The following is an 11,603-nucleotide window of genomic DNA, read 5'->3' as shown; positions in this document are numbered from 1 at the left end:
GTTACATTTATTCAACTACCGGGCAGGATAGTTCAATCATTTCGCCGAATTCCTTACGCATGGTGAATTTTCGAAGTTCGCAATTAACACATTATATCAATTGAATGTAATACAAAAAATAATGAGGTAATCATAATGGACTTTAGAATTAAAGGTCTTGAAGGTCAATTTATTAATATTCAAGTCATTGGTTATTCTTATCCTCACAGGAATGACTTCTGGGATGGAAATTGGCTTATCTGTGAAGTCAGAGCTGAAATACCAGGCTTCAATGTTAAGTTTCCAACTGATCTTAGAACGGATGAAATAACTTCGTTTTATGATCAATTAGTTCAAATGTATAGTAAGATGTCAGGCTCATCTTCATTGATCGGACTAGAAAGTAATGTTGATATTCAAGTACGTATGGATAAGCTAGGGAAACTAGAATGGCAAGTCAAACTTACATTTCCTAGCGGGTATGGCGCTTCATTAGAATTTCAAATTCATTCGGAACAGTCATATTTAATTAAATTAATAGATGAAATAAAGGATATTATTAAGAATTTTCCAATAAAGGGAAAATAATAAGTGGGTATTCCAAGATTACATTCAATTCACATAACACCATATTCACGCTTCTGGACAGCCGTCCCTCGGTCCGAATTAGGCATTTTAGATTGAACTAACGCAGAACTAGAGTTCAACGAGTTAGGAGGGGAATAATGTTCGAGTTTCATGGATGGATTGTGTTGAGATACCATACACATGACACAAATGAATACCTTCAAGATCAGGCTTACAGTAGGTTCATTAACTATTTGAAAGATATAGATACCGAAGAATTGTCAAATATTAAACGGAGGAATGGGCAAGATTCTTGGACCATCTCAGGCTTACATAATCATTTCTCGAACTATGTACTAGAAATATATAAGTGGGTCTCAGAGAACTTGCAGGTTCATATGGATTGTTATATACACAGGACGATGAAGACGTTGAAGATAACAACAAGTTTGTTGTCTGGAAACTGACTCGTGGGATATTAACTCGTGAGAAGGACAGTTTCCTGTCACCATATATCCCAGTAGTCGAGGATGAATACGATCCGGATAGAAATGATTAAATAATGTTTTGTTGATTAAGCTAACGCAGAACGAGAGCTCAACAAACAATAAGAACTAGGCTGCCAGTACGAACGGCAGCCTTTGTTCACCTAACGGGCAGGATAACGCGAATGTAACATTGCAAAAAAGGATGGCGGATTCCTTAATTTAATAAATAAAGTGTGTAGTTAAAGATCATGCCCGTGTACCCGTATCACAAGTAACGGCAAGTTTTTCGCCATAAGCCCCAGAGGAGCCCGGAAAGTTGCCTTGGAGGGGGAGGGTGACGTGTTTATTTATTTTATGGACATGAGTTCTTGTCCTTTTAAGAGGACAAGTTAACGACAGCCGCCTCATTTCTATAAAAAACCACCAAATTGGCGGATCCGTTATATGCTGTAGGTAACGGAGATAAAAACTGGGGCTTGGACACGAAATGCTCAAAATATGTTCTAAACTTCTGATTGTGAGCGGAACAGTTTACTTTTTCTCTACAGGGATCCAAATTTCGCTTTTATAGTTTGGACTACTAGTATCCCTATCTGTAAATTGAATCTCAGGACCTTCTACAACTTGATAATCAGATGAAGGAAACCACTCAGCATAAATTCGTCCCCATACTTCCTGTATGATGGCAGGATTACCAATGACAGTGAAAATTGCCCAAGTAGAGGCTGCAACATTAAGAGAACCTAGACCTAATAAATCTTTCTTTGTTGTTGCTACACCAATAAGATGATCAAGTTCAGCCTTTTCCTCATTTTCTCTTTCCCTAATATTAAATGAAGCACTATATCCTCCAAGAGGCTCAACATTTGCAAGAGATTTCAGCTTGGAGTAAACGTCACCTGTTATTTTCGTTAACATTTCTGTTATAGCAGGATTTTCTCCTTTATAAACGAGAGGGATTCTTTCTTTTATACCTACAATTGTAAATGCTTCTTTTTTTTCAATTCGATAATTTAATTCGCTTCCTCCTGTAATGGTTAATTGAAAAATCATGCGCGGAAAAGATTTCAAGGATTTCCCGGTTTTGTTAACCTCGGAAGGGTTAATACCATGCAATTGATGAAAAGCTTTTGCGAACGAATCTGGTGAATGATAGCCATATTTGATGGCAACGTCGATAACTTTCATATGTTGCCCCTTTAATTCAAAACCAGCCATGGTTAGCCGTCTTCTTCTAACATATTCAAGTAATGTAATCCCTGCTAAATAGGAAAACATTTTTTTGAAATGAAATTCTGAACAGCGAGCAATTTTTGCTACTTCAGCCATATCTATATCATTTTCGAGGTTCTCCTCAATATAGGTTAAAGCATCGTTCATATGCTTCAGTAAATTCATGTCTTTACACATCCTGTCTCTGATTATCATAATTTCTATCAAAGAAATGCTCTCAACAATTAGTATTTATTTTATCGGGTCTTTATTCTAACTAAGTTTAATACTGTTGATCCGACAAAAGCAATATCAGATTTGTCGGGAACGATGTTGCCAAAGTTGCTAATATTTGTTTAAGAAGGGAGCTTCTTAAATGAACTATTTTGCCACGGTGTTGCCTGGTTTAGAGGATCTTTTGATTGAGGAGATTAAAGACAGATGCTTTGAAATAGTGGTTACAAAAACAAATCGAGGAAAAGTTTTCTTTACTACCACTCTAGATATTGAACATCTAAAAAGTTTAAGACTAGCAAATAATTTATATTTGGTTATTTCTGAATTAGAAGTTGGATTGCATCGGTTACATCTTCATCAATTGCGTGATCAAGTTTCTCGGATAAGTCTAAAGCCATTCCTAAAAAAAGGGACTTACTATTATGTGAATGCTAGCCGTAAAGGGTCACAAACCTATAGCCGATTTGAAGCAGCTAATGCAGCAATGGAAGGAATAAAAAAACGTTACCCTTACAAAAGAATTAGTATGAATCGTCAGCCTGATGTAGAGTTTCGATTAGACATTGATGATCATCACGGACTTTTTTCACTTAAGTTAACTAATGCATCCTATCGCTTTAGACGAAATGATAGACGTTTCTCAGCAGCATCTCTTTTACCAACTGTCGCTCATGCAATGGTTTGGCTTTCAGCTCCTGTAGAAGAGGATGTTTTTATTGACCCATGTTGTGGATCGGGCACAATCTTATGGGAACGATTTTCCTATCCATTTACCTATATTGGAGGGGGGGATATCGATCATCAGGCGCTCAAAGTAGCGAAAGAGAATCTCATGGATACTTTTGCAGAGGTCACACATTGGGATGCTCGTAAATTAGCTTTTGCCGATGCTTCTATTGATAAAGTCGTGACAAACCTGCCATTTGGAAGGCAAATTTCATTTGGAAGAGAAACAAATGAAATCAATCGAGCCATATTAATTGAAATTACTCGAGTGATGAAAATCCAAGGGAAAGCTGTCATTCTAACAGAAAATTGGGATGAGATTTTACAAGTTGCTGCGTCATTGTATTTGCGATTAATAAAAGCATTCCCGTTAAGTCTCAAGGGATTACACCCTACCATCTACGTTTTCGAGAAACTTAAACACAAAAATAAACGGAAAGGTTGATAAATAATGAACTTCCGATTTGTGAGTAGGGAATCCTTCAAAATTGTCGGTATTAAAAAGGCTTCACCAATACATAAAATTGGAGTCTTTGTTCCTGGAATTGATCAAACAACACATGAAGACATGCAAACTTATTTCGAACAGCTAACTATGGAAAAAGTAAATGAAATCCTTCATATAGCAGTCGATCATACAGATAATCTAATTGATTATTATATTGGATTTGAAACAACTGCAGAATGTCCTAAATCTCTTGTTGAGTTGATCATTTCCAAGCAAAAGTGGGCAGTCTTTGATCTTTCCTCAGTATCACCGCAAACATTGTACCAAACCTGGTATTATTTATTTTCTGAATGGTTTCCTGCAAATGGATACGAGCTTGTGGCAAATGCACAATTTTTCCGAGTACTAAGAGTAGATTCATCATATGAACTCTGGATTCCAGTCGTAAACAGTAAATCGTAACTATGAATTAAGAAGATAAAGATAATCATACTTTGTAATAAGGGAAGGATGGGGAATAGATGACTGCATACGAAAAACCAACGTTAGAAACTCCGGAAGTGGAAGTTGTGCTGAGGAATTTTTTTGGTTCGAATGTGACAGGGGTAACGCCATTAAAAGGGGGTAATTTAAGCGCTGTATTCTCCTTCTCGGTTTTTGATAAAGAATACGTTATTAAATTTAGTGAGTTAGCAGGGAGTTTTGAAACTGAAAGATTTATTTCAAGCCTCTTAACAACACAGGGAATCCCGTTTCCTTCTTGTCTTGAGCTAGGTAAATATAAATCATTTAACTATCTCATTTCAGAAAAGATCAGTGGTTTCATTCTGGCAAACTGCTCTCCTGAGCAACAGCGCCAATTGCTTCCGGAGGTCATTCAACTTCTAACTCGAATGAACCACGTTGAGATAGGTAAAACACACGGTTACGGATTCATAAATAAGAACGGGAATGGTACACATAATTCTTGGAGGGAACATGTAATTGCTATTAATGCAGAGGATCAAACGGGCACCTTCTGGGATGGGTGGCACAGCTTATTCAAAACTTCATGTCTAGAGAAAGATGTGGTTGATGAATGTTATAACCGTTTATTGGCCTATTCCACCTATAATGAACCACATCGGTATTTTATTCATGGTGATTTTCATCAGTTTAATATTTTATCTGATGGTCAACGTATAACCGGTATTATCGACACTAATAGTAAATATGGTGATTTTCTTGTTGACCTTGCAACATTAGACTGGCACTTGAGGAAACTTGATGTGACCCAGGAATACCAGAATTATCAGCAACAGATTGGCATTTCCATTCACAATTTTAAGGAAAGAATAATTGGGGGGAAATATTACAATGGATTGATCGGATTACGCTTTTATTCGAAGATGGGATGGAATGATGCTTATTTCGGACTTCGCGAAGAGCTTTTAAACTTGACTAATTAATACTAATATGAAATTCCGCTAAAGGATACGATAGCGTGGAGCTGCCAAAGGACAGCTCCTATTTGATGTTCATTCAAGTAACGGGGCAGGATAGCGATAGCCGAAAGCGTGTGGGATCCATATGGAATTGGAAATGGAGCAATGAATTGCGTCGGGTTATAAAATATCCATAATTTTATAAAAAAATGTTTTTATGATGTGTCGATTTTGTCTTCTACGGTTCGTCGTCTAGATAGAGGCCCGGATAACAGGGTTCAAGGTAGCGTTATGATTTAACACGAAGGTGGAACTACCATGCATACTGTACTGGGCTCGGCAGCATCTTGAGGATCGCTGAATACAGCGTTCCCTAAGCGCTTTGGGCTTTCCGTACCTCTTAAGAGGGCAAGGTTTTCGCTTTCGAAAGAGGGGGATCGCACAACACTTAACTTATTAAGGAGAGGAAAAAATTATGAAACAAGCATCTGCAAAAACAAATTACTTCAATGGTATCAGGAAGCTTCTGATGGGCGGAGCCATTTCCGCACCGTTCTTCTACGCAATCGTTTTGGTGCAAGTATTTACACGTACCGGATTCGACATCAAGCGTCACGCTATAAGCTCACTGACTCTTGGTGATTTGGGGTGGATTCAGCGCACGGATTTCATCGTGACCGGATTGTTCGCGGTGCTTGCTGCTTTTGGTATACGCTCCTTGCTGCGAGGAGGCGTGGGAAGTACGTGGGGTTCACTGCTCATCGGAATATACGGGTTTGGCATGGCGACCGCCGGTATATTTCGCCCGGACCCGGGCCTTGGGTTTCCTTCCGGTACTCCCGAAGGTATGCCCGCCTCAATGAGCGACGAAGCGGCACTGCACTCAGCGGCGTTCTTTATGTCATTCATTTGTCTGATCGCAGCATGCTTCATATTTGCGCGCCGATTTGCCGAACAAGGTAAGCGCGTATGGAGCGTCTATTGCATGGCGTCGGGCATTGTGCCACCGCTTCTTATTATTCTGGGCTTTAGCGTTATCAGTTGGATCGGAGTAATCATGGCTTGCTCCGGCATTATTGCCTTCGGGTTCGTATCGGTTATTGCGACTCATTTGCGCGCCGAGGCGGCCTTTCGATTAAGAGAGAGTAAAATCTAGATTCGAGCTGCGGTTCGAATGTTAAAACCTTTTGAAACTCGATTTTGACACTTGTCCGATCGAGTTTTTGGCTATGTTATAATGTAATAATTAAGGTTCCGCCGAGGACGATCTTCAAAGCGGATGTTGTCTTTTGTTTCGTCTTCATTCGTTGATCAAATAAAACGAAAATTATCTGCAAATTTGGAGGAGATTAACCATGAGGTTTATGATGATCGTGAAAGCGACAACGGATTCGGAAGCAGGCGTAAAGCCTAGCCAGGAATTGCTCGATGCCATGCTGAGGTATAACGAGGAGTTGGCGAAGGCGGGGGTGTTACTTGCTGCGGATGGGCTGCAACCTAGCTCCAGCGGCATTCGGATTTCGTATTCGGAGCCGGGCGTAAAACCGAAGGTGGTGGACGGCCCGTTTACGGAGGCCAAGGAATTCATTGCAGGATTTACGCTGATCGAAGTAAAGTCGCGAGAAGAAGCGATAGAGTGGGCGATGCGCATGCCAGATCCGCATGGGGGAGGGCAAGGCGAGATCGAATTGAGGCAAATATTTGAACCGGAAGAATTATCTTCGGATGAAGAAACTCGAGAAAAAATAAAGGGGCAGTTCAGATTGTGAGCAGTTCCATTTCTGACATAGGGCGGGCGATTGATGCCATTTGGCGGATCGAGTCTCCAAAATTAATCGCCAGATTAACGAGAATGGTTCGGGATGTGGGGCTGGCGGAAGATTTGGCACAAGATGCTCTCGTGATTGCCCTTGAGCGCTGGCCGGCTTCGGGAATCCCGGACAATCCGGGAGCATGGCTCATGACGACGGCGAAGCGGCGCGCCATCGATCTGCTGCGAAGAAACAAGCTTCGAGACCGAAAATACGAAGAGATGACCCGAAGTGCCGAATTGTATACGGAAGAAGATATGGATCGCCACATGGACGGGGAGATCGGTGACGATCTCCTGCGTCTCATCTTCATGACCTGTCATCCGGTATTGTCTCAGGAGGCAAGGGTAGCGCTCACGTTAAGGTTGTTATGTGGGCTTACGACGGATGAGATCGCCCGTGCATTTCTGGCGGCCGAAGCGACGATTGCTCAGCGGATCGTGCGGGCGAAGCGCACCCTTAGCGCCAAGAAGGTTCCCTTCGAGGTTCCCGCAGGAGAGGAACTGAAGGAACGTTTGGCTACGATTCTGGAAGTCATTTATTTAATGTTCAATGAAGGTTATTCGGCAACTGCGGGCGAACATTGGGTCCGGCCACTTCTTTGCCAGGAAGCGCTAAGGCTCGGCCGCATGCTGGCGGAGATAGTGCCTGCTGAACCCGAAGTGCATGGGCTCGCGGCTTTGATGGAAATTCAATCCTCTCGGCTGAAGACGCGGGTCGGGGCGGATGGAGAGCCGATCCTGCTCATGGATCAAAACCGGGCGAAGTGGGACCAGCTCCTGATCCGTCGCGGATTGGCAGCCCTTCATCGATGCCAGCAGTTAGGGAAGCCGTACGGTCCCTACACGCTTCAGGCATCGATTGCTGCTTGCCATGCGAAAGCAGTCACTCCTGCGGATACGGACTGGATCCGGATCGCCGCCCTGTACGAATCTTTGTCGCGCATCATGCCTTCGCCGGTCGTGGAATTGAACCGTGCGGTTGCGATATCCATGGCCTTCGATCCGGCTTACGGCCTTCAAATCGTCGATGAATTGAACCAAGAGGCGTCGCTGTCCGCATATCATCTTCTGCCCAGCATTCGTGGCGATCTTTTGTACAAATTGAACCAGTTCGAAGAAGCGCGCCTTGAGTTTGAACGGGCGGCTTCCTTGACGAGAAACAGCCGCGAGCGGGATCTTCTGCTCGAACGCGCATCCGAATGCATGAATAATAAATAAATTTTTTACTGGTTGTCGATCCTGCGCCTTCGCGTTCGTCGTTCAGGTAGAGGCAGGTTACGGGCAGGATGCTGCCAATCCGATCCCTGCCTGAAGGAGCGTGCTTTTATGAGATATTTGCTGATATTCAAATCGACAGCGTTTTCGGAAGCGGGCGTAAAATATGATCAAGATTTCTCGGCCCGCCGGGCGGCGTATGCCAAGTCCCTTGCTAACGCAGGTATCCTGCTCGCTGATGAATCGCTGCTCCCAAGTTCGAGCGGGCTAAGGATCACGTATCCGCCGGACGTGGGCGAGGCCAAAGTGGCTGCCGGACCGTTTTCCGCGGAGAACGGCTTGATGGAAGGGTTTCTTATCATGGATGCTCGTTCCATGGAAGAAGCGACGGATTGGGCACTGAAGCTTCCCGTTCCCAAGGGGCGCGGTGAAGTGGCCATCGAGTTGCGCCAGCTGGTAGATCCAGTAGAAACCTATCATGATCCTATCATCCTAGCTATGGAGACGAATTTACGCGAACAAATTTAAATATGAAAGAAAACTCAAATTTTTTTTGAAGGCTGTCGATTTTGTCGTTTAGCATTCGTCGTTAAAGTGAAAATCCCAAAAAACTTGAGAGGTTGTTGATGAACATGGCAGCAAAGCTGGTTCCTTATTTGATGTCGGAAGATGCAAGAGCGCAAGCGGAATTTTATAAAAATGCACTGAGCGGTGAAGTTCATTTTGTCAAAACGCTGGGTGAAGTTCCGGGGACGCCTGAAGCGGCAAAAGATAAAGTGATGCATTTGGTCCTCACTGTAGCCGGAGAAAACACTTTATTCCTGTCCGACTCTTTCCAACCTGCGGAAGGCAGCCGGAATATGAGCCTTTCCTTAGCATTTGACGACGAAGCCGAAGCGCGTAATGCTTATACAAAACTCGGTGAAGAAGGAACGATCAAGTTCCCGTTCGAACACCAGCCTTGGGGGGCGTACTACGGGGAAGTCGTGGATCGCTATGGCGTCACGTGGCAAATCGTAAAATAGTAAAATTTTGCGTGTCCTGGAGTTAAGACCCTAATCGCCAATACAAATGAGAAAACAGACGTACCGCTGGGTGGAATGACTCAGTGTTGAATAGCTAGAACCGGCCGCTTGGCCGGTTCTTTGCCGTCAAAGTAAAAGCATCCGCCAGCCGGGACGCTCTAGACTGAGAAAAAAAGTATTTGATACAAGCTGGGCGCTCAACTAACGGGCAGTTTTGTTGAAAGGAATGGAAATAAGCTAATAAGTTGAATTATTAAAACAAAATAATGCTATAGTTATCCTATAAAGGGAATTGAAGGGAGAATATATGATTTTAAAGGGTTTAACGAGTGTTAAAAAGCTCTGGATTCCCATAGGCATTATTCTTGTTGCCTTGCTTTCATTCGTCACTTGGGCTTACTTGTTACCAGACAAAAAAACTGTGCCCGAAACGAGTTCGGTTCCTTGGGAAGGTGGTAAATGGAGAACCTCTACTCCCGAAGAGCAAGGTATTAATTCTGCTGAGTTGGCTGATGTCCTCAAAGCTGTTCAGAGCCAGCATACCAATATTCACTCCTTGCTTATCGTGCGTAATGGTTTTCTTGTACTTAGCACCTATTTTGCTCCTTATCGAGAGGATGACGGCGTATTATACCCAGTCCATTCAGTGACGAAGAGTATTACTTCAGCATTAACGGGGATTGCCATCAATGAGGGTGCCCTCAAAGGCACTGATCAAAAAGTACTGAATTCCCTTACGGAGGAAAGCAAAAACAATACTGATTTGAATAAAGCCGCTATTACAGTGAAAAATTTACTGATGATGCAAAGCGGACTAGATTGGCCGGAAGGGCAAGTACCTTACGGAAACAACAACATTGTCAGCCAGATGATGGATAGTCCTAATCAAGTTCAATTTATCCTTAACCAGCCTATGTCAAGTGCTCCAGGCACTGCCTTCAATTACGATACGGGGGCTTCGCATCTGCTGTCCGCTATGATTCAAAAAAACATCGGGAAAAACTTAAAGGAATATGCTAAGGAAAAATTATTCGGCCCGCTAAGCATTACAAATTTCCAATGGGCGGCTGATAAGCAGGGGGTTAGCTACGGAGGGGCAGGTCTTCAGTTAACTCCGGAAGATATGGCAAAAATCGGCTATCTCTACTCCAATAAGGGCATGATAAATAGAAAACAGGTAATTCCTGCTACATGGATATCAGAATCAACAGCAATGAATAACACCACACCGAATGGTTATAAGTATGGATATTTATGGTGGGGTGACCGGGATTATTTTTTTGCAAGTGGTTCTTATGGACAGGGAATTTTTGTATCGCCTGAGAAGAATCTCGTTGTTGTAATGACAAGCGATATTTTGGATGCTAGCATTGGCTTCTTAGAGTCAAACAAATTATTCTCTCGCATTGAAAGTTCCGCTGTACCCGAACATGCCCTTCCAGTTAATGCGGAAGGTAACCAGCAAATGAAAGAACAAGTCCGTCAGGCCAGTTCACCCAAAAAGCCTACTCCTCAGCTTCCGGTGATGGCTAACGAGATTAGTGGAAGGACTTATATTGGAAAGAAAACTAACGCAGGTGACGAAAATAGGGCATTTACACTTACCTTTTCTAATAAGAGTGATGTAGCTGTTTTTAAGAAAACCTTGGGAGCCGAAACTGTAGATATATCCATAGGATTGGATAACGAGTATCGAAAGACTGGAGATTATAAAGCTAAAGGATATTGGGATGGAGATGCATTCATTATAAATCTGCATTACGTCAATCCGGATTTTCATACGCCGTATGATTATATGTTTAAATTCCTGTTCGATAAAAAGGAAGGAAGCTTGGAATTTCAGTGGCAAGGCGGAAGCGAAATTGTTGAGCTCATCTCCAAGTGATTGGCTTACAGACATGACTTTTTAAGTATTTACATGCTGATAAAATAAGTGATTTTATACATGGGAACTGTCCGGCGTTAAGCTAACGGAGAACGATAGTTAAGATCTGAAGGGCTACCACGTGGTAGCCCTTCACTCACTAAACGAGCAGTTATTCGCAAGGGATATTATAGAATGAGGTGAATTCTGTGGGATATTGCCGCCTTAGTGGTAAAGCGGTTCATTATAAAAATATAAAAGAAATTACTCCTCAGGGTTTATACTACATTGATGAAGGGGATACACACTATATCGATTTTCTCGAGTGCAGAAAAAATTTTGTGAATTATGTGAATTCATCTAACGACTTTACTATAACAGACTTAAAAGAAATTGAATCGAAATGTGTTGCTTGGCGCTGTATGTTGCAAATTGAATTTTTTAGTGAACCAAGAATAAAGATAATAATTCCTTACAAAAAAACGCTTTGGGAGAGAATTACAAAGCGAAACTCTCGTAAGTGTTCTCGCATTTATTTAGACTTACTATATCGAATCCGGGATAACGGATGGTCAACATTTGACTTAAGTTAGCTGATATTCGCT

At 42.4% G+C, this 11,603-nt stretch carries 14 protein-coding genes; 13 read left to right on the top strand and 1 reads right to left on the bottom strand.

Annotation, left to right across the window (positions count from 1 at the left end; genetic code table 11):
- The first annotated feature begins 135 nt into the window (after positions 1-135).
- The 3 genes from GC093_RS06870 (at position 136) to GC093_RS36835 (ending at position 1,105) form a co-directional block, all read left to right on the top strand.
- Positions 136-567, top strand: coding sequence for a WapI family immunity protein (locus tag GC093_RS06870; RefSeq protein ID WP_171651135.1), 432 nt, complete (start codon positions 136-138; stop codon positions 565-567).
- Between the two features lie 137 nt (positions 568-704).
- Positions 705-1,013: an Imm7 family immunity protein gene (locus GC093_RS36840; RefSeq protein WP_171651134.1), complete on the top strand. Its 309-nt coding sequence runs from the start codon at positions 705-707 to the stop codon at positions 1,011-1,013.
- Positions 950-1,105 (top strand): Imm7 family immunity protein, encoded by a 156-nt coding sequence (locus tag GC093_RS36835; protein ID WP_171651124.1) that lies wholly within the window; start codon positions 950-952, stop codon positions 1,103-1,105. The genes GC093_RS36840 and GC093_RS36835 overlap by 64 nt, the downstream gene beginning before the upstream one ends.
- Before the next feature lie 460 nt (positions 1,106-1,565).
- Here the strand turns inward: GC093_RS36835 and GC093_RS06855 are convergent, their stop codons facing one another.
- Positions 1,566-2,432, bottom strand: coding sequence for an AraC family transcriptional regulator (locus GC093_RS06855; RefSeq protein ID WP_171651133.1), 867 nt, complete (start codon positions 2,430-2,432; stop codon positions 1,566-1,568).
- Positions 2,433-2,622: 190 nt separating this feature from the next.
- Between GC093_RS06855 and GC093_RS06850 the strand changes: the two genes are divergently transcribed.
- The 10 genes from GC093_RS06850 (at position 2,623) to GC093_RS06805 (ending at position 11,019) form a co-directional block, all read left to right on the top strand.
- Positions 2,623-3,654, top strand: a complete 1,032-nt coding sequence (locus GC093_RS06850; RefSeq protein ID WP_171651132.1) for a methyltransferase domain-containing protein — start codon at positions 2,623-2,625, stop codon at positions 3,652-3,654.
- Between the two features lie 6 nt (positions 3,655-3,660).
- The gene (locus GC093_RS06845; protein WP_246313781.1) at positions 3,661-4,119 is read left to right on the top strand and encodes a GyrI-like domain-containing protein; all 459 of its coding nucleotides are present in this window, start codon (positions 3,661-3,663) and stop codon (positions 4,117-4,119) included.
- 59 nt (positions 4,120-4,178) lie between these two features.
- The gene (locus GC093_RS06840) at positions 4,179-5,105 is read left to right on the top strand and encodes a phosphotransferase family protein (RefSeq protein ID WP_171651130.1); all 927 of its coding nucleotides are present in this window, start codon (positions 4,179-4,181) and stop codon (positions 5,103-5,105) included.
- Positions 5,106-5,140: 35 nt separating this feature from the next.
- Entirely contained in the window at positions 5,141-5,278 is a 138-nt protein-coding gene (locus tag GC093_RS06835) for a hypothetical protein (protein WP_171651129.1), read from the top strand.
- 278 nt (positions 5,279-5,556) lie between these two features.
- Positions 5,557-6,237: a DUF998 domain-containing protein gene (locus GC093_RS06830; protein WP_171651128.1), complete on the top strand. Its 681-nt coding sequence runs from the start codon at positions 5,557-5,559 to the stop codon at positions 6,235-6,237.
- Positions 6,238-6,436: 199 nt separating this feature from the next.
- Positions 6,437-6,850 carry a YciI family protein gene (locus tag GC093_RS06825; protein ID WP_171651127.1) on the top strand — a complete coding sequence of 138 codons (414 nt, stop codon included), beginning with the start codon at positions 6,437-6,439 and terminating at the stop codon, positions 6,848-6,850.
- Entirely contained in the window at positions 6,847-8,112 is a 1,266-nt protein-coding gene (locus GC093_RS06820) for an RNA polymerase sigma factor (RefSeq protein WP_312886467.1), read from the top strand. The genes GC093_RS06825 and GC093_RS06820 overlap by 4 nt, the downstream gene beginning before the upstream one ends.
- Before the next feature lie 12 nt (positions 8,113-8,124).
- On the top strand, positions 8,125-8,637 hold the full coding sequence (locus GC093_RS06815; RefSeq protein ID WP_246313779.1) for a YciI family protein: 513 nt from the start codon (positions 8,125-8,127) through the stop codon (positions 8,635-8,637).
- Between the two features lie 104 nt (positions 8,638-8,741).
- Positions 8,742-9,134 (top strand): VOC family protein, encoded by a 393-nt coding sequence (locus tag GC093_RS06810; RefSeq protein ID WP_171651126.1) that lies wholly within the window; start codon positions 8,742-8,744, stop codon positions 9,132-9,134.
- Positions 9,135-9,441: 307 nt separating this feature from the next.
- Complete coding sequence (locus GC093_RS06805; RefSeq protein ID WP_171651125.1) at positions 9,442-11,019, top strand: serine hydrolase domain-containing protein; 1,578 nt, start codon at positions 9,442-9,444, stop codon at positions 11,017-11,019.
- The last annotated feature ends 584 nt before the right edge of the window (positions 11,020-11,603 follow it).

The sequence above is a fragment of the Paenibacillus foliorum genome (assembly GCF_013141765.1).
GTDB lineage: Bacteria > Bacillota > Bacilli > Paenibacillales > NBRC-103111 > Paenibacillus_S > Paenibacillus_S foliorum.
This window is presented reverse-complemented; position numbering and strand designations above follow the sequence as displayed.

Excerpts from the sequence above, each read along its gene's own strand:
- GC093_RS06805 (WP_171651125.1), top strand. The coding sequence starts at position 9,442 with ATGATTTTAAAGGGTTTAACGAGTGTTAAAAAGCTCTGGATTCCCATA.
- GC093_RS06850 (WP_171651132.1), top strand. The coding sequence starts at position 2,623 with ATGAACTATTTTGCCACGGTGTTGCCTGGTTTAGAGGATCTTTTGATT.
- GC093_RS06855 (WP_171651133.1), bottom strand. The coding sequence starts at position 2,432 with ATGAATTTACTGAAGCATATGAACGATGCTTTAACCTATATTGAGGAG.
- GC093_RS06825 (WP_171651127.1), top strand. The coding sequence starts at position 6,437 with ATGAGGTTTATGATGATCGTGAAAGCGACAACGGATTCGGAAGCAGGC.
- GC093_RS06830 (WP_171651128.1), top strand. The coding sequence starts at position 5,557 with ATGAAACAAGCATCTGCAAAAACAAATTACTTCAATGGTATCAGGAAG.
- GC093_RS06845 (WP_246313781.1), top strand. The coding sequence starts at position 3,661 with ATGAACTTCCGATTTGTGAGTAGGGAATCCTTCAAAATTGTCGGTATT.
- GC093_RS06840 (WP_171651130.1), top strand. The coding sequence starts at position 4,179 with ATGACTGCATACGAAAAACCAACGTTAGAAACTCCGGAAGTGGAAGTT.
- GC093_RS06870 (WP_171651135.1), top strand. The coding sequence starts at position 136 with ATGGACTTTAGAATTAAAGGTCTTGAAGGTCAATTTATTAATATTCAA.
- GC093_RS06810 (WP_171651126.1), top strand. The coding sequence starts at position 8,742 with ATGGCAGCAAAGCTGGTTCCTTATTTGATGTCGGAAGATGCAAGAGCG.
- GC093_RS36840 (WP_171651134.1), top strand. The coding sequence starts at position 705 with ATGTTCGAGTTTCATGGATGGATTGTGTTGAGATACCATACACATGAC.